Consider the following 21,658-nt stretch of genomic DNA (forward strand, 5'->3'; position numbering starts at 1 on the left):
CCTCAGCGGTAGCCCTCCGCGGAGGAGCCGCGGTACTTGATCAGCAGGTAGGCCGGGCCGAACAGGGGGATTTCCTTGTCGTAGGCGAAGCTCACCACCACCTTGTCGCCGTCCTTGGTGACCTCCAGGTCCTTGCCGCTGATGGAGTCGATGTAGTCCACCGACGCCGTGCGGTCGAACGCGGCGCGAACGGCCGGCACGGTGCCGCCCTCGGCCGCGGCCTTCTTGACCGCCTTCTGGATCGTCATGTATTCGCTCGCGGTCGGCACCACCCGGGCGCCCACGATGCCGAGCAGGGCCAGCACCACGCCCAGAAACAGCAGCCCCAGGAACGAGATCCCGCGCTGGGAATTGCGACGCTTGATGTTCATCACTTGCCTACCCTCGATTGACTTGAAATCAGTTGAACGAGCCGATGCGCTTGAGATCGCCGAAGTTCATCCACACGAAGAACGCCTTGCCGACGACGTTGGCGTCGGGCACGAAGCCCCAGTAGCGCGAATCGAGCGAATTGTCGCGGTTGTCGCCCATCATGAAGTAGTGCCCTTCGGGCACCTTGCAGGTGACGCCCTCGACGCTGTAGCGGCAATTCTCTTTGTATTTGAACTCGTCGGCCGCGGCGATGAAGGCCGGCCGCCGCTCGTCGATGATGATCCGGTGTTTTTTCACGCCCAGGTCTTCGTCGAACTGCTTGAAATAATCCATGGCCGACTCGTCGAAGAAGTCCGACACCGCCGTCTGCGGCGCCGGCTGGCCGTTGATGGTGAGTTTCTTGTTCAGGTAGGCCACCTCGTCACCCGGCAGGCCGACCACGCGCTTGATGTAGTCCAGGCTGGGCCTGGGCGGGTAGCGGAACACCACCACGTCGCCGCGTTGCAGGGGGTTGCCCGCCGTCAGCCGCGTGTTGACGACCGGCAGTTTCAGGCCGTAGGTGAACTTGTTGACCAGGATCAGGTCGCCCACCAGCAGGGTCGGAATCATCGAGCCGGAGGGAATCTTGAACGGCTCGAACACGAAGGAGCGCAGCAGGAACACGATCAGCACGACCGGGAACAGCCCCGCCGTCCAGTCCAGCCACCAGGGCTGCGCCAGGTGCCGCTGGCGCGCCGCGTCCTCGAAGCTGGTATCGACCTGCTCGATACCCTGGCGGGCCAGTTCCTCGCGCCGCGCGCGCGCCTCGGCGGCGGCCTGCTCGGCGGCGCGGCGGCGGCGCGGCAGGAACACGAAGCGCTCGGCCAGCCAGTAGACCCCCGTCACGACGGTGGCCAGAAAGAGCAGCAGGGCGAAATTGCCCTCGATGGCACCGAAGTACCAGGCGGCGCCGTAGCCGACAAAAGCGGCCAGAACGATCGATGTGAGGATCGGCATCATTCCTCCACCTGCAGGATGGCCAGGAACGCCTCCTGCGGCACCTCCACCGAACCGATTTGCTTCATGCGCTTCTTGCCTGCCTTCTGCTTTTCCAATAGCTTGCGTTTGCGGGTGATGTCGCCCCCGTAGCATTTTGCCAGCACGTTCTTGCGCAGCGCCTTGATGTTCTCGCGCGCGATGATGTTGGCGCCGATGGCCGCCTGGATGGCGACGTCGAACTGCTGGCGGCTGATGATCTCGCGCATCTTGGCCGCCACCGCGCGGCCACGGTATTGCGACTGGCTGCGGTGCACGATGATCGACAGCGCATCGACCTTCTCGCCGTTGAGCAGGATGTCCACCTTCACCACGTCGGACGGCCGGTATTCCTTGAACGTGTAGTCCATCGACGCGTAGCCGCGCGAGACGGACTTGAGCTTGTCGAAGAAGTCCAGCACGATCTCGCCCAGCGGCAGGTCGTAGGTCAGCATCACCTGGCGGCCGTGGTAGGCCATGTTGAGCTGCACGCCGCGCTTCTGGTTGGCCAGCGTCATCACCGGGCCCACGTAGTCCTGCGGCATGTACAGGTGCACGGTGACGATGGGCTCGCGGATCTCCTGGATGCGGCCCTGCTCGGGCATCTTGGACGGGTTCTCGACCATGATGACCTCGCCGTCGGCCTTCTCGACCTGGTAGACCACGCTGGGCGCGGTGGTGATCAGGTCCTGGTCGAACTCGCGCTCCAGCCGCTCCTGCACGATCTCCATGTGCAGCAGGCCCAGGAAGCCGCAGCGGAAGCCGAAGCCCAGCGCCTGCGACACCTCGGGCTCGAAGTGCAGCGAGGCGTCGTTGAGCTGGAGCTTCTCCAGGCTGTCGCGGAGCTGGTCGTACTGGTTGGCCTCGGTCGGGTACAGGCCCGCGAACACCTGCGGCTGGATCTCCTTGAAGCCCGGCAGCGGCTTGTCGGCCGGGCCCAGGTTGTTGGGCAGCTTCTTCTCCAGCGTGACGGTGTCGCCCACCTTGGCGGCCTTCAGTTCCTTGATGCCGGCGATGATGTAGCCCACCTCGCCCGCCGAAAGCAGCTCGCGCGACTGCTGCGCCGGCGTGAACACACCCAGGTTGCCGGCCTCGTAGGCGGCGCCGGTGGCCATCAGCTTGATGCGCTCGCCCTTCTGCAGGCGGCCATCGACCACGCGCACCAGCATCACCACGCCCACGTAGCTGTCGAACCAGCTGTCGATGATCATGGCGCGCAGCGGGGCATTCGCCTGGCCGCGCGGCGCCGGCACCTTGGCGACGATCTGCTCCAGCACGTCGTCGATGCCCATGCCGGTCTTGGCCGAGATGGCGATGGCCTCGCCGGCGTCGATGCCGATCACGTCCTCGATCTCGGCCTTGGCGTTGTCGGGGTCGGCCTGCGGCAGATCCATCTTGTTGAGCACCGGCAGCACCTCGACGCCCAGGTCGAGCGCGGTATAGCAGTTGGCCACCGTCTGCGCCTCGACACCCTGCGACGCATCGACGACCAGCAGCGCGCCCTCGCAGGCCGAGAGCGAGCGCGAGACCTCGTAGGAAAAATCCACGTGCCCCGGCGTGTCGATCAGATTGAGGTTGTAGACGCGGCCATCGCGCGCCTTGTAGTGCAGCGCGGCGGTCTGCGCCTTTATGGTTATCCCCCGCTCTTTCTCGATGTCCATCGAGTCGAGCACCTGCGCCTGCATCTCGCGCTCGGCCAGGCCGCCGCAACGCTGGATGAGCCGGTCCGCCAGCGTGGATTTGCCGTGATCGATGTGCGCGATGATTGAAAAATTTCTGATGTGATCCATCAAGGAATCCAGGCAACTGATTGTTTTACCGAGGAGCGCACATGAAAAAAGGGCGCGTCGGATTGGTGACGCGCCCTCAACCAACAATCTATGGCAACTGCGATAGTTGGAACTTCATTGTAGGCACAAAGCAGGGGCTTCCGGGCCTGATCGACTGAAATTCCCGCTCGTTGCGACGCGGCAACAGGAAAGTTATCTACAAATTATCAACAGTCTCGCATGAACAACGGCGGGGCAAACTGTGGGTGGACTGTGGACTTCCGGTGGACGGGTGGATTTCATCCCATATCGTGGATTGAATCTGCTTCCATATGGCCGGAAACCCATGGATCATCCCATCGATTCTATCCAAATCGATATTTGAAGCAGCGCCCTGATGCGCCCGGCCTCCGGGTTGACCTCGCCGATCGCCGGCGACCGGGCGTCGCGAAAACCCCCTCAAACCCGAGTACCGTTTGGGGTCTTAAGGGGAGGCAGGCTGTCCTCAGCGCGTCGGGCGAACCAGGACGTACTGCACCAGTTCGCCACGCTGAACCAGCATGTTCACCGGCTTGCTGCGGTCGGCCTTGGCGACGGCGGCCTCGAAATCGCGCGCGCTCGCGATCTCGGTGTTGCCGACCGACAGGATCACGTCGCCCTCGCGCAGGCCGGCGCGCGCGCCGGCCTCGGTGGCGGCCTCGACGTAGACGCCGCGCTTGACCTTGAGCTCCTTCCTGCGCGCTTCGGTCAGGTCGCTCACCGTCAGCCCCAGAGCCTGGCCTGCTGCCGCGGCCTTGGGCTCGCTGCCCGGGCTGGCGGGCTTGCGTGCGGCCTGCTCGGGCTCCAGTTCGGCGATGGTGACGCTCAGGTCGCGGTTCTGGCCGCGGCGGAAGACCGTGATCGCGCTGCGCGTGCCCGGCTTGGTGCTGCCCACCATGCGCGGCAGGTCCGACGCCTTCTCGATGGCGCGGCCTTCGAAGCGCGTGATGATGTCGCCCGCTTCCACGCCCGCCTTCTCGGCTGGCGAGCCGGCCTCGACGCTGCGCACCAGCGCGCCCTGGGTCTTGCCCAGGCCGATCGACTCCGCCACCTCGCGCGTGACCTCGGCGATCGACACGCCGATGCGCCCGCGCGTCACCCGCCCGCTGACGCGCAGTTGCTCGCTGACGCGGATCGCCTCGTCGATGGGGATGGCGAACGAGATGCCCATGAAGCCACCCGAGCGCGAGTAGATCTGGCTGTTGATGCCCACCACCTCGCCGCGCAGGTTGATCAGCGGCCCACCCGAGTTGCCGGGATTCACCGCCACGTCGGTCTGGATGAAGGGCAGGTAGTTGCCGGTGTCGCGTTGCTTGGCGCTGACGATGCCGGCGGTCACGGTGTTCTCCAGGCCGAAGGGTGAGCCGATGGCCATCACCCACTCGCCGACGCGCAGGCGGTTCACGTCGCCGATGCGCACGGCCGGCAGGCCGGTGGCCTCTATCTTGACCACCGCGACGTCGGTGCGGCTGTCCGCGCCCACGATGCGTGCCTTGAACTCACGCTTGTCGGTCAGGGTGACGATCACCTCGTCGGCGCCTTCGACCACGTGCGCATTGGTCATCACGTAGCCGTCGGGCGAAATGACGAAGCCGGAGCCGACGCCGCGCGGCACTTCCTGCTCGGGCTGCTGAGGCCGGGTATTGGGCCGCGGCGTCTGGCGCGGCGTGCCCGGCAGCGGAATGCCGAAGAAACGGCGGAAGAACTCCTGCATCTCCTCGTCCACCGGGCCATTGGCCGCGCCGGCGCGCACCCGCTCCACCGTGCGGATGTTCACCACCGAGGGGCCGACCTGCTCCACCAGGTCGGTGAAGTCGGGCAGCCCGCGCGCCGTGCCGGCGGCGGGCGCGGACTGCGCCTGCGCCGTGGCCGGCAGCGACACCGCGGCGCCCAGCAGCATCGGCGCCGCCAGGGACGCCAGCATCCATGTTCTGAAGCTCATCGTCATGTCACTCAACCTATCAGCAAAAATCCCGTCCCCATCACTGGCGCCGTTCCAGGCTGTCGATGAACACCTGCAGCGTGGAAACCGGCACCTCGCCCACGGCCGTGACCCACCAGTCGGCATCGGACAGGGTCAGGCGCTTCACCAGCGTGTGCGTGGCGCCCAATGTGGCCGTACCTTCGCTCGCGTGGCGCGCGGCGTCGAAGGGCTCCATGAAAAGCGACACCGTGGCCAGGCCGTCCGAGAAGATCCACTGGACGGCGGGCGCCGATGCCGCAGCCGCCGCCCGGTAGCAACTCTGCGGCGAGAAGCCCGGAACCGGCGCCTTCAGGGCCCAGCCCTGGGCCTCGGCGGTGGTGCGCACGCGCTCGGCCTTCTCGACCCGGTAGCCCTGGGTGCTGTTCATCATGCGCCGCAGCGCCGATGCCTTGACGGGCGCGTCGAGCTGAAGCTCCGAGAAGGCCGTCTGCTCCAGCACGCGGCCCGACGAGTCGAGCGTCTGCGTCTTGATCACCAAGCCGGTGCGCTTCTCGCTCCAGATGCGGTAGCCGAAGCGCAGCCGGTCGGTAGGTTTGAACTGCACGATGTCGGCCTCGAAACCAGCGACGCGGCCTTCGCCGATCTGGCGCGCGGCGTAGAAATCGGCGGTCGCCCCCAGGGCGCCGGCGGTGAACAGGTTGGGGAAGACACCGCCGCCCTCGCGCCGCTCGATCCTGATGGTGCGCGCGTCGGGCAGGAAGGTCATCACCGCGTCGTTGCGGCGAAAGGTCGAACGCGGCGCACCCGACAGCGCTTCGACGCGCTCCATCTGCACGTCGCCCTCGCACACGTGCCAGATGCGCGCGCTGGCCATGGCACCGCTCGCCGCCGACACCACGAAGGTGCCCATGTACGAGGGCACGCGCGAAGCCTGCTGCAAGCGCACCAGCCATTCGTCCACGCTGCGCTCCTGCGGCCCCACCGGCGGCGCGCCGAACGCGCCGAGCTGCGCCTGGGCCAGACCCACCGCGCCGCCGGCGCAGCACACCAGGGCCACGCCGCGCAAGCCGCGCAGCCAACGCCCCCACCGGTGCCGCGCGCCCGCCGCCAACCGCGCCGCCGTCAACGCCCAGGCCCCTCGAAGGTGGCGTTGCGCAGGAACCCGGCCGCATTGCCCAGCGCGGAAGCGCCGGCCGCCGCGCGATGCGCGGCCAGCAGTTCGTCCAGCCGCGGGTCGCGCAGCATGACGGGCGGCGACTCGGCCGGCTGTGTCGGCAGCGATGCGGCCGGGGCGGGCATGGCGGCCACCGCCACCACCTGCGCGCCGCCCGCAGCGGGCGCGGCAGGCACCTGCGCCATCCGAGGCCCCGCCGGCGGCGTGCCGACAGTGCCCAGCGCCACCCAGCCCATGGCGGCCACGGCCGCGAACGATGCCAGGCCGGCCACCATCTTCCAGCGGAACACGCCATCGTTGGCGGCCGACTGGTCGGCCTTCCGCACCATGACCGGCGCCGGCCGCGCCTGCGGCCCCAGATGGCGGCAAACGCGTTCAGCCAGGGCCAGGTCGTGGCGGCCATGCGCCAGTTCGGACGAGCGCAGCACGTCCCCCACCAGGTGGTAGAGCAGCCAGCTTTCGCGCGCCTCGGCCGTTTCCATGTCGCGCAGGGCGGCCGACAGTTCGGCGCCGCGCAGTTGCCCGTCCATCAGGGCAGACATCGTTTCGTGGTCCATGCGAGTCTCGATCTGCGTGTTCATGTCGATCACCGTGTTGCCTTGTCCGCCCGCCCCGCTACCAACGCTTGCCCGTCTGGTGGCTCAGCAAGGGCTTGACCTTGGCCGAGATGGCTTCGCGCGCCCGGAAAATCCGGGACCGCACCGTGCCGATGGGGCAATTCATGGCTTCCGCGATCTCTTCGTAGCTGAGGCCCTCGATCTCGCGCAGGGTGACGGCCTGGCGCAGATCGTCGGGCAGAGCCTCCATCGCCGCGTTGACGGCGGCGGCGATCTCGCGGGCCGCCAGTTCCGTCTCCGGCGTCGATTCGGACGTTAGTTCGTTCTCGCGCCGGTAAGTTTCATCGTCGTCGTCGGACGATTGCAGGGCCGCCTCGGTCACGATGGGGTCGCGCTTGAGCTCCATCAGCGACTTCTTGGCCGTGTTGACGGCGATGCGGTAGAGCCAGGTGTAGAACTGCGCGTCGCCCCGGAACTGGTGCAGCGCGCGCCAGGCGCGGATGAAGGTCTCCTGGGCGATGTCCGGCACCAGGTCCACGTCGCGCACCATGCGGCCGATCAGCCGCTCGATGCGGCGCTGGTACTTGATGACCAGCAGTTCGTACGCCCGCTCGTCGCCGGCGGCCGCGCGCTCGACCAGCAGCTGGTCGCTGTCGGCCGGGCTGGCGGTGGTGGCGGGCTGGTCGGGCACGGGAGGGTATAAAAAACGACGCGCCCGAACTCAGGCGCGTTCGTCCGTTGCGGGTTCGGCGGCAACGGACAGGGCTGAGGAATATAGCGCACAGCGCAGCAGGTGCCAGCGCGCCGCATCGTGTGCCGCCTCGGCCCACAGCCAGACGGGGCGGCGCGCGGGCGGCGCTTCGAGGCATAGCAGCATCACGTGCTGGAGATCCATCCGCACATGCAGCCGGGTTGCGTCGTCGGGTTCGGATTCCAGGCCCCAGCGCGCGCCGTCCCAAACCAGGCTGCGCGGTGGCTGGCTGCGCCAGAACATCCAGCAGGCGGCCCCGGAGAAAGCGACCGACGCTATCAATGAAATAGCTGCTGGCGCTTGCTGGATAAGCGCTGGAGCCGAAATCAAGGCATAAAACACGGCCGCCACACCCGCCAGCCACAAACCGGCCAGCAGCCCTGCCAGCCGGAGCGTGCGCCCGACCGGGTAGGTTACCGGGGGAGCGTCGTCGTGCATGCTTGAAATGCAAAACAGGCCGGTCGGAGCCGGCCTGTTCGCGCAGTGATGGCCAGCCTCAAACCCGCTTGAACACCAGCGAGCCGTTGGTGCCGCCGAAGCCGAAGTTGTTCTTCAGCGCGAAGTCGATCTTCATGTCCCGCGCCTGGTTGGCGCAGTAGTCCAGGTCGCACTCCGGATCCTGGTTGACCAGGTTGATCGTGGGCGGCGCCTTCTGCTCGCGCACGGCCAGGATGGTGAACACGCTCTCCACCCCGCCGGCGCCGCCCAGCAGATGGCCGGTCATCGACTTGGTGGAGCTGACCACCGTGGACCTGGCGTGGTCGCCCAGCGCCGCCTTGATGGCGTTCGACTCGTTGATGTCGCCCAGCGGCGTGGAGGTGCCGTGGGCGTTGACGTAGTCGATCTGGTCGGCGTTGACGCCGGCGTCGCGCAGCGCCGACACCATGGCGCGGCGCGGGCCGTCCATGTTGGGCGCGGTCATGTGGCCGGCGTCTGCGCTCATGCCGAAACCGACCAGCTCGGCGTAGATCTTGGCGCCGCGCGCCTTGGCGTACTCGTACTCCTCCAGCACGACGACGCCGGCGCCCTCGCCCAGCACGAAGCCGTCGCGGTCCTTGTCCCAGGGGCGCGAGGCGGCCTTGGGGTCGTCGTTGCGGGTGGACAGCGCGCGCATGGCGGCGAAGCCGCCCACGCCCAGCGGCGACACCGTGGATTCGGTGCCGCCGGCCACCATCACGTCGGCGTCGCCGTACATGATGATGCGCGCCGCCTCGCCGATGGAATGCAGCCCCGAGGTGCAGGCGGTGACGATCGACAGGTTCGGCCCCTTGAAGCCGAACTTGATCGACACGTGCCCCGACGCCAGGTTGACCAGCGAGGCCGGCACGAAGAACGGCGAGATGCGCCGCGCGCCGCGCGCCATCCAGTCGCCGTGCGTCTCCTCGATCATCGGCAGGCCGCCGATGCCCGAGCCGATCAGGCAGCCGATGCGCTCGGCCCGGGCGTCATCCAGCGCCTCGCCCGTGGGCAGGCCGGCATCCACCACCGCCTCGGCGGCGGCCATGATGCCGTAGTGGATGAAGGTGTCCATGGTGCGCGCCTCCTTCGCCGAGATGTACGGCGAGATGTCCAGCCCGCGCACCTCGCCGGCGATGCGGCAGGCGAACTGGCTGGCGTCGAAGCGCGTGATGAGGTCGATGCCCGAGCGGCCCGCCAGTGCGTTGGCCCAGCTCTCCGCCACCGTGTTGCCCACGGGGCTGACGCAACCCAAGCCTGTGACAACTACGCGGCGTCGGGTCATCGTGCGTCAGGCCTTCTTGCTGTTGGCGTAGTCGATGGCGGCCTGGACGGTGGTGATCTTCTCGGCGTCTTCGTCCGGAATCTCGATGCCGAACTCGTCCTCCAGCGCCATCACCAGTTCGACCGTGTCGAGAGAATCGGCGCCCAGGTCGGCCACGAAGGCCTTCTCGTTGGTGACCTGGGATTCTTCCACGCCGAGCTGCTCGGCGATGATTTTCTTGACACGTGCTTCGATATCGCTCATGGGTTCCCTCTGAGGGTAATGAAAAATGGGGATTTTAGCCGCGCTTGAACACACATTCATGCGTGACAAACGGCCGCCGAAGGGTTATAGGCGCTCAGGCCATGTACATGCCGCCGTTGACGTGCAGCTGCTCGCCGGTGACGTAGCCCGCCTCCGGGCTGGCCAGGTAGACGACGGCGTGCGCGATGTCGGCCGGCTGGCCCAGGCGGCCGAGCGGGATCTGGCCGGCCAGCGCCTTCTGCTGCTCGTCGCCCAGGGCGGCGGTCATGTCGGTGGCTATGAAGCCGGGCGCCACGCAGTTGACGGTGATGCCGCGGCTGCCCAGCTCGCGCGCCAGGGCGCGCGTCATGCCAGCCACGCCGGCCTTGGCGGCGGCGTAGTTGGCCTGGCCGGGGTTGCCGGAGGCGCCGACCACGCTGGTGACGCTGACGATGCGGCCGTAGCGCTGCTTCATCATGGGCCGCATGACGGCACGGCTGAGGCGGAACACGGCCTTCAGGTTGGTGTCGAGCACGGCGTCCCAGTCGTCGTCCTTCATGCGCATGGCGAGCTGGTCGCGCGTGATGCCGGCGTTGTTGACCAGGATGTGCAGCGCGCCGTGCTCCTTGACGAGGGATTCCACCAGCGCCTCGGCCGCGGGGCCGTCGGTCACGTCCAGGCGCACGCCGCGGCTGCCTTCGTGCCCGGCCAGCGCGGCGGTGATCCTGCCGGCGCCGTCGTCGGTGGTGGCGGTGCCGATCACCTTGACGCCGCGCTCGGCCAGCGCCAGCGCGATGGCGGCGCCGATGCCGCGCGTGGCACCTGTCACCAGGGCGACCTGCCCCGCGTAAGTCGTTTCAGCCATCGCCTTCAGCCTCCGTTCAGCAGCGTCTTCACCTCGGCCAGCGTGGCCGGATCGACCAGCGCGGCGCCGATCAGCTCCGCGTCGATGCGCTTGGTCATGCCGGCCAGCACCTTGCCGGGGCCGCATTCGACCACGGCGGCGACGCCCATCGCCTTGATCCGGCGCACGCATTCCACCCAGCGCACGGGGCCGAAGGCCTGGCGGTAGAGCGCGTCGCGGATGCGGCCCGGGTCGGACTCGGCGGCGACGTCGATGTTGTTCACCACCGGGATCGCCGGCGCCTTCACGTCCACCAAGGCCAGCGCCGCCTTCAGCCGCTCGGCCGCTGGCTTCATCAGGCTGGAGTGGAACGGCGCCGACACCGGCAGCGGCAGCGCGCGCTTGGCGCCCAGTCCCTTGAGCACCTCGCAGGCCTTCTCGACCGCAGCCTTGCTGCCGGCGATCACCGTCTGCGCCGGGTCGTTGAAGTTGACGGCCTCCACCACTTCAGTGCCATTTTGGCCCATGGTGCCCGTCACGTCTGCGCAGCCAGCTATCACTTTCTGAGCATCGAGGCCCAGGATGGCGGCCATGGCGCCGGTGCCGACGGGCACCGCCTCCTGCATGGCGGCGGCGCGCAGGCGCACCAGCGGCACGGCCTGCGCCAGCGTCAGCGCCTCGGCGGCGACCAGGGCCGAATACTCGCCCAGCGAATGCCCAGCCACCGCGGCGGGCAGCGCCCCGCCCTCGGCGCGCCAGGCGCGCCAGCAGGCCACGCCGGCCACCAGCATCACCGGCTGGGTGTTGGTGGTGAGCGCCAGCGCCTCCTTGGGGCCGGCGGCGATCAGCGCGGCGAGGTCCTCGCCCAGCGCCGCGCTGGCCTCGGCCAACGTCTCGCGCACGGCGGGGTGGTCGCCCCAGGCGTCGAGCATGCCGACGGACTGCGAGCCCTGGCCGGGAAAGACGAATGCAAAGGGTTTCATGGTCAGATCGAGAAATCAGAGCAAAAAACGGCTCCAGCGCCCACCAATCAAGCGCCAGCAGCTACAGAACGAGGAGCACCGCGCCCCAGGTGAAGCCGCCGCCCACGCCTTCGAGCAGCACCGTCTGCCCCGGGCGCACCTGGCCGCTGCGCACGCCGTGGTCCAGCGCCAGCGGGATGGAGGCGGCCGAGGTGTTGCCGTGGTCGTGCACGGTGACCACCACGCGCTCCGGCGGCACGCGCAGCTTGCGCGCGGTGCTCTGCATGATGCGGATGTTGGCCTGGTGCGGAATGAGCCAGTCGATGTCGGCTTCCTGCTTGCCGGCCTTGGCCAGCACGGCGCGCGCGGACTTCTCCAGCACGCCCACGGCCAGCTTGAACACCGCCTGGCCGTCCATCTTGAGCAGCGGATCGCCCAGCACCTGCCCGCCCGAGACGTTGCCGGGCACGCACAGGATGCCGACGTGCCTGCCGTCGGCGTGCAGGTCGGTGGCCAGGATGCCGGGGCGGTCGCTGGCCTCCAGCACCACGGCGCCGGCGCCGTCGCCGAACAGCACGCAGGTGGTGCGGTCCTTGAAGTCGAGGATGCGGCTGAACACCTCGGCGCCGATCACCAGCGCCTTGCGGGCGGTGCCGTTGGCGATCATCGCGTCGGCCACCGCCATGGCGTAGACGAAGCCGCTGCACACCGCCTGCACGTCGAACGCCGGGCAGCCGGCGATGCCGAGTTTGTGCTGCACGATGGCGGCCGTGGAGGGAAACACCATGTCCGGCGTGGACGTGGCGACGATGATCAGGTCGATCTCGCCGGGCTGCGCGCCCGCCGCCTCCAGCGCCGCGCGCGCGGCCGGCACCGCCAGCTCGCTGGCGGGTACGTCGGGGGCGGCGAAGTGGCGCGCCCGGATGCCGGTGCGCTCGACGATCCAGGCGTCGGAGGTCTCGATGCCGCGTGCGGCCAGTTCGGCCACCAGGTCGTCGTTGGTCACGCGGCGCGGCGGCAAATAGCTGCCGGTGCCGGCGATGCGGGAATAGCGTTGTGTCATCTGACGTCTTCTTGCGGAATGGCGCGCGGCGCAACCAATAAAGGGGCCGCGTGCGCGATGCGCGCCTGCACCCGGGCCAGCAGCTGGTTGCTGGCGGCATCATAAGCACGGCGCAGCGCCTGCTCGAAGGCCAGCGCGTCGGCCGAGCCGTGGCTCTTGAACACCAGCCCGCGCAGGCCCAGCAGCGCGGCGCCGTTGTAGCGGCGGTGGTCCATGCGCTTCTTCAGCGCGGTCAGCACCGGGTAGGCGACGGCGCCGGCCAGCTTGGTGGGCAGGCTGCGCGAGAACTCCTCGCGCAGGAACTGCGAGATCATGGTCGCCAGCCCTTCGCTGGTCTTGAGCGCCACGTTGCCGACGAAGCCGTCGCACACCACGATGTCGGCGGCGCCGGTGAAGATGTCGTTGCCCTCGACGTTGCCGACGAAGTTCAGGTCGCCCGCCGAGGCGGCGGCGCGCAGCAGCTCGCCGGCGCGCTTGATCTCCTCGCTGCCCTTGATGGCCTCCTCGCCGATGTTCAGCAGGCCGACCGTGGGCTCGTCGTCGTTCTTCAGCACCGACACCAGGGCCGAGCCCATGACGGCGAACTGCAGCAGGTGCTCGGCCGTGCAGTCCACGTTGGCGCCCAGGTCCAGCACGGTGGTGGCGCCGCCGCGCGCGTTGGGCAACTGGGTGGCGATGGCGGGGCGCTCGATGCCTTCCAGCGTCTTCAGCAGGTAGCGCGCGATCGCCATCAGCGCGCCGGTGTTGCCGGCCGACAGCGCGGCCTGCGCGGCGCCGTCCTTGACCTGCTGGATGGCCACGCGCATGGACGAATCCTTCTTCTTGCGCAGTGCCACCTCGACCGCATCGTCCATGCCGACCACCTCGCTGGCCGGCACCACCCGCGCGCGGGCGTGGCTGAAGGCGGCCAGCGCATCCGGCCGGCCGACCAGCAGCAGTTCGGCGTCGGGATGGGCGTCGAGGAACTGGCGGCAGGCGGGCAGCGTGACCACGGGACCGTGGTCGCCACCCATGCAGTCAACAGCCAGAACGATCATGCAAGCCCCATGAAGGCAGAGAAAAGGCTCGGCCGGGAAGGGCCCGGCCAGAACGGCAAAAGGCCCGAAGCTGCGCGAACGCAGCGCCGGGCCAGTATAGGACGGGCGCCTGGAATGCCAGCGCCGGTGTCAGGCTTCGGCCTTGGCCTTGATGACCTGGCGGCCGCGGTAGAAGCCGTTGGGGCTGATGTGGTGGCGCAGGTGCGTCTCGCCGGTGGTCGGCTCGACGGCGATGCCGGGCGCGCTCAGGGCGTTGTGCGAGCGGTGCATGCCGCGCTTGGACGGCGACTTCTTGTTTTGCTGAACGGCCATGAGGGCTCCTTCGAAATCGGGTTGATGCCCGTCGCCCGAGATCCCATCTCTTTGGCGGCGAACTGGATGAAGCCCGCGATTATAGCCCGCAAACGCGCTTTTCGCCAATCCTGGCAAGCAGTTAGGGGCGCGGCTCAGTCCGGCTTGCGCCCTTTCAGCGCGGCCAGCGCGGCGAAGGGGTTGGGCTTGTCGGCCTCGGCGGCGTCGAACCCCTCATCCTGCGCAGAGAGCTTGACCTCCCCCGGGCAGGTTTCATGGCGTGGCACCAGCGGAAGCGCCATGAGCAGTTCGTCCTCGATCAGCGCGTGCAGGTCCAGCGCCGGGGTCAGCTCCAGCACGTCGTCCTCCGACTCGTCGTCCAGCGCGGCGGCGGCGGCCTCGTCGGGCATGAAGACGAAATGGCGGTCGATGCGCACCGGCACCGTCATTGGCCCCATGCAGCGCTGGCAGGTCAGCGGCAGATCGGCCTCGGCGCGCAGGTGCAGCGCCGGGCGCACGCTGCCATCGGCGGCGGTGCGGTGCTCGCCCAGGGCCTGCCACTTGAGCATCGAATCGGGCTCCAGCGCCCGCAGATCAAGCGCCAAACGCTCGTATTTTTGTAGCGGATCATGGCCTCCGACCGCCGCCTGCGCCTGGGCGAAGGCCGCCACGTCGAGCCGGCCGGGCTGGAAGATCTTGGTCATCGACCCAGTGTAAGAGAATCGCTGCCCATGAACGCCGCGCCGCCCTCCACCGCCCGCCCGCTGGTGCTGGGCTCCACGTCCCGCTACCGGCGCGAGCTGCTGGGCCGCCTGGGCCTGGCCTTCGAGGTCGAGGCCCCTCAGGTGGACGAAACCCCGCAGCCCGGCGAGGCCCCCGCGGCGCTGGCGCGGCGCCTGGCGCTGGCCAAGGCGCGCGAGGTGGCCGCGCGCCGCCCCGAGGCCATCGTCATCGGCTCCGACCAGGTGGCCGACCTGGACGGCGAGCCGATCGGCAAGCCCGGCACGCACGAGCGCGCCGTCGCCCAGCTGCTCCGCATGAGCGGCCGCACGGTCATTTTCCAGACCGCGCTGGCCGTGGTGTGCCAGGCCAGCGGCTTCGAGCAGCAGGATCTGGCACCGGTCGAAGTGCGCTTCCGCGAACTGTCGGACGGCGAGATCGAACGCTACCTGCGCGCCGAGCAGCCCTACGACTGCGCCGGCAGCGCCAAGAGCGAGGGCCTAGGGGTAGCCCTGCTGGACGCCATCGTCAGCGACGACCCGACGGCGCTGGTCGGCCTGCCGCTGATCCGCACCGCGCGCCTGCTGCGCGTCGCCGGGCTGGTGCTGCCGTGAGCGCCGCCCGGCCGCTCCGAAGGCGCGCACACCCGCAGTCCGCAGGACGGAGGGTGAACCGATGAGCACGGGCACGCTGTACCTGGTGCCGACGCCGCTGGACCACGGCTGCGACAGCCAGGCGCCGCTGCCCGACGTGCTGCCCCTGGGCACGCTTCGCATCGCGGCCGGGCTGACGCACTGGATCAGCGAGAACGCCAGATCGACCCGCGCCTTCCTCAAGCGCGTCGATGCCGAGCTGCCGCTGGCGCAGCCGATCCAGGCGCAGCAGGTCACCGAGCTGCCGCGCGCCGTGCACAAGAAGGGCGACCACGCCAGCGGCTTCGATGCGCGCCCGCTGCTGGCGCCGGCGCTGCAAGGGCACGACCTCGGCCTGGTCAGCGAAGCCGGCATGCCCGCCGTGGCCGACCCCGGCAGTTCCGTGGTGCGCGCGGCGCACGCGCTGGGCATCCCGGTGGTGCCGCTGGTCGGCCCCGTCTCCATCCTGCTGGCGCTGGCCGCCAGCGGGCTGAACGGGCAGAGCTTTGCCTTCGTCGGCTACCTGCCGCAGGACGCCGCTGCGCGCACCGCCCGCATTCGCGAACTCGAAGCCCTGGCGCTGCGCACCAGGCAAACGCAGCTATTCATAGAAACGCCCTACCGCAACCAGGCGCTGCTGCAAGCGCTGGCGCACACGCTGGCGCCCACCACCTGGCTGGCTGTCGGCGCCGGCCTGACGCTGCCCGATGCCCGCATCGTCGGCATGCGCGTGTCGGACTGGCGGCGACGCCTGGCCGACGAGCCACCCCAGGCGCGCGCCCTGCCCGCCATCCACGCCATCGGCCCCTAGAACACGACGCCATGAACCAAAGAATCCCGCCACGCCCCATTCTTCCGCCGCGCCGGCCAAGCACGCCGGCCACGCCGCTGGCGCGCGCCGCGCAATGCTTTCAGCAGGGCGACGCGGCGCAGGCCGCTCGGCTGTGCGAGGAGATCGTGCGCAAGGAGCCTGCCGACGCCCGAGCCTGGCAACTGCTGGGCATGGCGCGCATCGTGGGCGAGCAGTTCGCGCCGGCCACCGAGGCGCTGCAACAGGCGCTGGCGCTCGACGGTCGCAATGCGCAGACGCTGTGCCTGCTGGGCACGGCCTATTCCCGGCTGGGCCGCGGCGACGAGGCCATCGCCTGCTTCGACCGTGCGCTGGCCATCGACGTGCGCCAGGCTCCGGTCTGGTACGACCGTGGCAACGTGCTGCACACCCTGGGCCGGCATGCGCAGGCACTCGAAAGCCTGGAACGCGCGCTGATGCTGGCGCCCAACTTCGCCAACGCCTGGCTCAACCGTGGACATGTGCTTGCGCACCTCAAGCAGTCCAAGGAGGCGCAGGCGAGCTACAAAGAGGCACTGGCGAGCTACAGGAAGGCAGTCGAGGCCGATCCCAAGTCGCCCACGGCGTGGTTCACGCTGGGCAAAGCGCTGACGCAGGTGCACCGGCTGCCCGATGCGTTGACCTGCTATGAAAAGGCCGTCGCCCTGGACGACAGGAACGCCGAAGCGTGGATCAGCTACGGCGCGACGCTGCTGAACCTCGGCGGCATCGACGATGCGCTGAAAGCCTTCGACAAGGCCGAGGCGCTGAACCCGAATGCCCCCAGCCTGTGGAGCCACCGAGCCATGGCGCTGCATAAGCAGGGAGGCCGTGCGACCGAGGCCGTCGCGGCGCTGCAAAAGGCACACGCGCTGGCGCCACACTCGGTCAGCATCACGATGGAGCTGATGCACATGCTGCAAAACGCCGCCGACTGGCAACCGCTGCCGCCCCTGCTGGATGCGGTGCGCGACTTCATCCGCGCGGGCGAGGCGGCCTCGCCGTTCGCCATGCTGGCCCACCCCGGCCTGACGGCCGACGACCTGCTCAAAGCCAGCGTCAGGGCGGCAACGCAGCCCGACGACGAAGCAGTGCTCCCGACTCGCCTGGACACCCCGGCGACGCCCGTGGGGCAGCGCCGCCTGCGCATCGGCTACCTGTCGTCCGACCTGCACCAGCACCCGGTCGGCCGACTGATGGCCGGCGCGTTCGGCGCGCACGACAAATCACGCTTCGAAATCTTCGCCTTCTCGACCAACCCGCTTCACAAGGACCAATCGCCGCTGGGCCAGCGTATCCACGGCGCGTTCGACCACTTCATCGACCTGCACACCGGCAGTGACGCCCAGGCGGCCGATCTGATCGCCTGGCACAAGATCGACATCCTGGTCGATCTCAACGGCCCCACGGCCAATGCGCGGCCGGGCATCACGGCACGCCGGCCGGCACCGATCCAGGTGGCTTACCTGGGCCACCCCGGCACCACCGGCATGGGGCAGATGGACTACATCCTGGGCGACCGGTGGGTCACGCCCCCCGGCGCGGCCGCGGAGTTCAGCGAACACATCGTGCGTCTGCCCGAGTGCTTTCAGGCCAACGACAACCTGCGCGAGCCGGTGGACGAGCCGCCACCCCGAACGGAACTGAAGCTGCCCGAACAGGGCTTCGTGTTTTGCTGCTTCAACAACACCTACAAGCTGAACGCGCCCATGTTCGACATCTGGATGCGCGTGCTGCGCCAGATACCCGGCAGCGTGCTGTGGCTGGTGGCCGGCGAGCCGCAGGCCGAGGACAACTTGCGCGCCGAAGCGCGCGCGCGCGGCGTGGACGGCGCGCGCCTGGTGTTCGCCCCGCGCGCCGGCTACGACCTGTACATGGCGCGTTACCGCCAGGCCGACCTGTTCCTCGACACCCTGCCCTTCAACGCCGGCACCACCGCCAGCGATGCGCTGTGGGCCGGCCTGCCGGTGCTGACACAAGTGGGCCACAGCTTCGCCGGCCGCATGGCCGCCAGCCTGCTGGACGCGGTGGGGCTGCCGGAGCTGATCGCGCGCTCAGCGGAGGAATACGAAGCGACGGCGCTGCGCCTGGCGACCGAGCCGGGCCTGCTGGCGGGCCTGCGCGAGCGGCTGGCGGCCAACCTCCAGACCACGCCGCTGTTCGACACCCGGCGCTTCACGCGCCACCTGGAGCGCGCCTACGAGATGGTCTGGACGCGCCACGTCCAGGGCCTGCCGCCGGCCGAGATCGACGTGCCGGCGCTGGAGGCCGCCGTGCCCCTCAGCGCAGCGGCGGCATCGACCTGAGCGCGCTCACCGCGCCTTGTCCCACCGCCGCGCCGAAGCGCTTGGCGAAGCGCTCGGCGATGTTCTCCTTGTTGGTGTAGTCCACCAGCTTCTCGGCCTTGGCCACGTCGCGCGCGACCGAATCGAGGCTGCCGTAGCCGTCGGCCAGGCCGAGCCGGATCGACTGCTCGCCGGTCCAGAACAGGCCGCTGAAGGTCTCGGGCGTCTCCTTCAGGCGATCGCCCCGGCCCTGCTTGACGACGCTGATGAACTGCTGGTGGATCTGGTCCAGCATCTTCTGGGCGTAGCGGCGATGCTCCTCCGTCTGCGGGCTGAACGGATCGAGGAAACCCTTGTTCTGGCCGGCGGTGAGCAGCCGGCGCTCCACCCCCAGCTTGCCCAGCGTATCGACGAAGCCGAAGCCGTCCATCAGCACGCCGATGCTGCCGACGATGCTGGCCTTGTCCACGTAGATCTGGTCGGCGGCCGAGGCGATGTAGTACGCGGCGGAGGCGCAGGTTTCCTCCACCACGGCGTAGATCGGCTTGCCGTGCTTGGCGCGCAGGCGGCGGATCTCGTCGTTGATCAGCCCCGCCTGCACCGGGCTGCCGCCGGGCGAGTTGATGAGCAGCACCAGCGCCTTCGAGCCCGAGTCCTCCAGCGCGCTGCGCAGCGCGGGCAGCACGTATTCGGCGCTGGCCTCGCCCTGGTCGGCGATCTCGCCCTTGATGCTGACCAGGGCGGTGTGCGGCGTGCTGGGCGCGCCGGTGGGCAGCTGGTCGGAGGCCAGCGCCCAGACCAGCGCGCCGAACAGCAGCATCCAGATGACGCTCTTGACGATACGCCAGCGGCGCGCGGCGCGGCGCTCGCGCACATCGGCCAGCAGCAGCTTCTCGATCGCCTCGCGTTCCCAGTGAATCGTCTTGGCGTCCAGGGTGACTTCATTTTCCATAGCTGGCAGTGTCCGTTGGATGAGCGGTAGGGGGCGGATTGTTCACGAATCCCGGCATCCCGGGTTTCAGAATGCAAGCGGCTTGAGCAGGTGCGTGGCGTGCCAATAGACCACGCCGTCCGCCTCGGTCAGCGCGACCTTCACCAGCCCGCCGTTGCAGGGGCCACCCCCGCACTCGCCGGTGTCGGGCGCGTAGGCGGCGCCGTGCGTGGCGCACAGCAGCCAGCGGCCGCTGTCGTCGAAGAAGCGGTCGGGCTGGTAGTCCATCTCCATCGCCACGTGGGTGCAACGGTTGAGGTAGGCGTGCACCTGCCCCCCGAAGCGGATGGCGAAGGCGCGGCAGGTCTGGCCGCCATAGACCACGTCGAAGGGCACGGCCAGGGCGCCTTCCTGCAAGTCGGCGCTGTTGCACAGGGCAATCACCTCCTCGGTCATTGAATCACCTCCGTGCTTCGCGCTGCGGCGCGAGCGCCCCCTTCGGAACGGCCGGGCGGGCGGGCGCTCACGCACTGTCCTCCAGCCAGCGCCGCAACTCGGCCACCGAGTGCGCGACGTGGCGCGGGCGCAGGGCGCCGAACTCGTGCGGCTCGTGCGCGCCGTAGCTCACGCCGACGCTGGCGCAGCCGGCGTTCAGCGCCATCTGCAAGTCGTGCGTGGTGTCGCCGATCATCAGCGTGCGCTCGGGGTCGGCGCCGAACTCACGCATCAGCTCGTGCAGCATGCGCGGGTCGGGCTTGCCGGCAGTCTCGTCGGCGGTGCGCGAGCCGTCGAACACGCCGTGCAACTGGCGCGAGGCCAGCACGTCGTTCAGGCCGCGGCGGCTCTTGCCGGTGGCGACGGCCAGCCAGTGGTGGCGGCCTTTAAGCTCGGCCAGCATCGCCGGCACGCCGTCGAACAGGCTGATGTCGTTCTGGTGCGCCAGGTAATGGTGGCGGTAGCGCGCGGACAGCTCGGGGTGCTTCTCGGGCGGCACGTCGGGCGCGGCGCGCGCCAGCGCCGGCCCCAGCGCCAGGCCGATGACCCAGGCGGCCGATTCGTCGCTGGGCCGGGCGCCACCCACGTCCACCACAGCCTGCTGGATGCTGCGCACGATGATCGCGGTGGAGTCGAACAGCGTGCCGTCCCAGTCGAAGCAGATCAGGTCGAACTGGCGGGGGCGGGTCATGGAGTGTTGATGAAGGAAGTCAGCTCGGGCGGCAGCGGCGCCAGCAGCTCGGCGCGCTCGCCACTGGCCGGGTGCGTGAACTGTAAACGCCAGGCGTGCAGGAACATGCGCTTGAGGCCCTGTTTCTGCAAGGCTTTGTTGCGCTCGAAGTCGCCGTATTTGTCGTCGCCGGCGATCGGGTGGCCCTGCGCCGCCAGATGCACGCGGATCTGGTGCGTGCGGCCGGTCTTGATGGTGACCTCCAGCAGCGTGAAGCCGGGCAGCCGCTCGCGCACCTTGACCAGGGTGATGGCGCGCTGGCCATCCGCATCGTCCTTGCCGACCACCTTCACGCGGCGCTCGCCGTCGGCTTGCAGGTATTTGTGCAGCGGCGCGTCGATCACCTTCAGCCGCTCGGGCCAGTCGCCCAGCACCAGGGCCAGGTAGGTCTTGCCGGTTTCGCGTTCGCGGAACTGGTCCTGCAAGGTCTTCAGCGCGCTGCGCTTGCGGGCCACCAGCAGGATGCCGCTGGTCTCGCGGTCGAGGCGGTGCACCAGCTCCAGAAAGCGGGCCCCACCCGCTTCTCCGTACTGCCGCGCCTGCCGCAACTGCTCGATGACGCCGAAGCTCACGCCCGAGCCGCCGTGCACGGCCACGCCGGCCGGCTTGTCGAGGGCGATGAGGTGCTCGTCCTCCAGCAGCACGGGGAACTCGCGCGCCGGCGCCGGCCGCTCGGCCTTGCGCGCCGCCGCGTCGGACGTGCGCACCGGCGGCACGCGCACCACGTCGCCTTCGGCCAGGCGCGTATCGGCGCCGGCGCGCGCCTTGTTCACGCGCACCTCGCCGCTGCGGATGATGCGGTAGACGTGCGTCTTGGGCACGCCCTTCAGGTGGCGCAGCAGGAAGTTGTCCAGCCGCTGGCCGGCGCCGCCCTCGTCCACGGCGATCCGGCGCACCTCGGGTTTGCCCGTATCCGGAGGAAGGCCGCTCGGGGCCCCTATAATGCGATTCACTGGCACCCGGCCGTAAGTGGTTGAATTTGAATTGGAAGTTGCCGCCCGCAAGACGGGAAGTTTATTCCAAGGCCCCCCACGCCCCGCGCCAGTAACCAAGTCGATGCCCGCGCCAGCGCCGTCCAGGCAGTTGCCCGAACCCCGCAGGCCGGCCGACGCGATGAAACACTGACCACGGAATACCCATGGCTGGCAGGCCGCCCCTGAAGGCAGCGCCTGCGAGCCGGATCGAAGCGAGAACAAGCGATGCCGATGGCACTGGTGATGGCTCTTGGGCGCTGGCTGCGGCTGGCGTTCTTGGAGCTTTTTATGCCGCCAGCGCC

The 21,658-nt window shown here is 69.1% G+C and carries 23 protein-coding genes; 3 read left to right on the forward strand and 20 right to left on the reverse strand.

Annotated features, from left to right (window positions below; all coding sequences use genetic code 11):
• Positions 1-2: 2 nt before the first annotated feature.
• From QM772_RS04055 to QM772_RS04130, 16 genes are all read right to left on the reverse strand, one after another.
• A complete protein-coding gene (locus QM772_RS04055) occupies positions 3-371 on the reverse strand; it encodes a DUF4845 domain-containing protein (protein ID WP_415134176.1) in 369 nt (122 codons plus the stop codon).
• 28 nt (positions 372-399) lie between these two features.
• Positions 400-1,368 carry a signal peptidase I gene (gene lepB / locus QM772_RS04060; protein WP_415134177.1) on the reverse strand — a complete coding sequence of 323 codons (969 nt, stop codon included), beginning with the start codon at positions 1,366-1,368 and terminating at the stop codon, positions 400-402.
• Positions 1,368-3,176 (reverse strand): translation elongation factor 4, encoded by a 1,809-nt coding sequence (gene lepA / locus QM772_RS04065; protein ID WP_415134178.1) that lies wholly within the window; start codon positions 3,174-3,176, stop codon positions 1,368-1,370. Before lepA ends, lepB begins: the two co-directional genes overlap by 1 nt.
• Positions 3,177-3,660: 484 nt before the next feature.
• Complete coding sequence (locus QM772_RS04070; RefSeq protein WP_415134179.1) at positions 3,661-5,142, reverse strand: DegQ family serine endoprotease; 1,482 nt, start codon at positions 5,140-5,142, stop codon at positions 3,661-3,663.
• Between the two features lie 34 nt (positions 5,143-5,176).
• Positions 5,177-6,175, reverse strand: coding sequence for a MucB/RseB C-terminal domain-containing protein (locus tag QM772_RS04075; RefSeq protein ID WP_415139453.1), 999 nt, complete (start codon positions 6,173-6,175; stop codon positions 5,177-5,179).
• 65 nt (positions 6,176-6,240) lie between these two features.
• Positions 6,241-6,873, reverse strand: a complete 633-nt coding sequence (locus QM772_RS04080; protein ID WP_415134180.1) for a sigma-E factor negative regulatory protein — start codon at positions 6,871-6,873, stop codon at positions 6,241-6,243.
• 34 nt (positions 6,874-6,907) lie between these two features.
• A complete protein-coding gene (gene rpoE / locus QM772_RS04085; RefSeq protein WP_415134181.1) occupies positions 6,908-7,540 on the reverse strand; it encodes an RNA polymerase sigma factor RpoE in 633 nt (210 codons plus the stop codon).
• Between the two features lie 30 nt (positions 7,541-7,570).
• The gene (locus tag QM772_RS04090) at positions 7,571-8,038 is read right to left on the reverse strand and encodes a hypothetical protein (protein WP_415134182.1); all 468 of its coding nucleotides are present in this window, start codon (positions 8,036-8,038) and stop codon (positions 7,571-7,573) included.
• Positions 8,039-8,096: 58 nt separating this feature from the next.
• Positions 8,097-9,341: a beta-ketoacyl-ACP synthase II gene (gene fabF, locus QM772_RS04095; protein ID WP_415134183.1), complete on the reverse strand. Its 1,245-nt coding sequence runs from the start codon at positions 9,339-9,341 to the stop codon at positions 8,097-8,099.
• 6 nt (positions 9,342-9,347) lie between these two features.
• On the reverse strand, positions 9,348-9,584 hold the full coding sequence (acpP, locus tag QM772_RS04100; protein ID WP_106703654.1) for an acyl carrier protein: 237 nt from the start codon (positions 9,582-9,584) through the stop codon (positions 9,348-9,350).
• A 94-nt stretch (positions 9,585-9,678) separates the two neighbouring features.
• The gene (gene fabG / locus QM772_RS04105; RefSeq protein ID WP_415134184.1) at positions 9,679-10,428 is read right to left on the reverse strand and encodes a 3-oxoacyl-ACP reductase FabG; all 750 of its coding nucleotides are present in this window, start codon (positions 10,426-10,428) and stop codon (positions 9,679-9,681) included.
• A 5-nt stretch (positions 10,429-10,433) separates the two neighbouring features.
• Positions 10,434-11,390, reverse strand: a complete 957-nt coding sequence (fabD, locus tag QM772_RS04110; RefSeq protein ID WP_415134185.1) for an ACP S-malonyltransferase — start codon at positions 11,388-11,390, stop codon at positions 10,434-10,436.
• Positions 11,391-11,451: 61 nt separating this feature from the next.
• On the reverse strand, positions 11,452-12,432 hold the full coding sequence (locus tag QM772_RS04115; protein WP_415134186.1) for a beta-ketoacyl-ACP synthase III: 981 nt from the start codon (positions 12,430-12,432) through the stop codon (positions 11,452-11,454).
• Positions 12,429-13,469: a phosphate acyltransferase PlsX gene (gene plsX / locus QM772_RS04120; protein WP_415134187.1), complete on the reverse strand. Its 1,041-nt coding sequence runs from the start codon at positions 13,467-13,469 to the stop codon at positions 12,429-12,431. The genes QM772_RS04115 and plsX overlap by 4 nt, the downstream gene beginning before the upstream one ends.
• Before the next feature lie 129 nt (positions 13,470-13,598).
• Entirely contained in the window at positions 13,599-13,781 is a 183-nt protein-coding gene (gene rpmF, locus QM772_RS04125; protein WP_415134188.1) for a 50S ribosomal protein L32, read from the reverse strand.
• A 134-nt stretch (positions 13,782-13,915) separates the two neighbouring features.
• The gene (locus QM772_RS04130; RefSeq protein ID WP_415134189.1) at positions 13,916-14,464 is read right to left on the reverse strand and encodes a YceD family protein; all 549 of its coding nucleotides are present in this window, start codon (positions 14,462-14,464) and stop codon (positions 13,916-13,918) included.
• 27 nt (positions 14,465-14,491) lie between these two features.
• Between QM772_RS04130 and QM772_RS04135 the strand changes: the two genes are divergently transcribed.
• From QM772_RS04135 to QM772_RS04145, 3 genes are all read left to right on the forward strand, one after another.
• Complete coding sequence (locus QM772_RS04135) at positions 14,492-15,094, forward strand: Maf family nucleotide pyrophosphatase (RefSeq protein WP_415134190.1); 603 nt, start codon at positions 14,492-14,494, stop codon at positions 15,092-15,094.
• A gap of 61 nt (positions 15,095-15,155) precedes the next feature.
• On the forward strand, positions 15,156-15,923 hold the full coding sequence (locus QM772_RS04140; protein WP_415134191.1) for an SAM-dependent methyltransferase: 768 nt from the start codon (positions 15,156-15,158) through the stop codon (positions 15,921-15,923).
• Positions 15,924-15,934: 11 nt separating this feature from the next.
• Positions 15,935-18,247: a tetratricopeptide repeat protein gene (locus QM772_RS04145; RefSeq protein WP_415134192.1), complete on the forward strand. Its 2,313-nt coding sequence runs from the start codon at positions 15,935-15,937 to the stop codon at positions 18,245-18,247.
• Here QM772_RS04145 and QM772_RS04150 read toward each other — a convergent pair.
• From QM772_RS04150 to QM772_RS04165, 4 genes are all read right to left on the reverse strand, one after another.
• Positions 18,222-19,178: a S49 family peptidase gene (locus QM772_RS04150; protein WP_415134193.1), complete on the reverse strand. Its 957-nt coding sequence runs from the start codon at positions 19,176-19,178 to the stop codon at positions 18,222-18,224. The genes QM772_RS04145 and QM772_RS04150 overlap by 26 nt on opposite strands.
• Positions 19,179-19,244: 66 nt before the next feature.
• Positions 19,245-19,613: a Rieske (2Fe-2S) protein gene (locus QM772_RS04155; RefSeq protein ID WP_415134194.1), complete on the reverse strand. Its 369-nt coding sequence runs from the start codon at positions 19,611-19,613 to the stop codon at positions 19,245-19,247.
• 67 nt (positions 19,614-19,680) lie between these two features.
• On the reverse strand, positions 19,681-20,343 hold the full coding sequence (locus QM772_RS04160; protein ID WP_415134195.1) for an HAD family hydrolase: 663 nt from the start codon (positions 20,341-20,343) through the stop codon (positions 19,681-19,683).
• Entirely contained in the window at positions 20,340-21,335 is a 996-nt protein-coding gene (locus QM772_RS04165; RefSeq protein WP_415134196.1) for an RluA family pseudouridine synthase, read from the reverse strand. The genes QM772_RS04160 and QM772_RS04165 overlap by 4 nt, the downstream gene beginning before the upstream one ends.
• Positions 21,336-21,658: the final 323 nt, after the last annotated feature.

Source organism: Ottowia sp. (assembly GCF_047601385.1).
Classification (GTDB): domain Bacteria; phylum Pseudomonadota; class Gammaproteobacteria; order Burkholderiales; family Burkholderiaceae_C; genus Ottowia.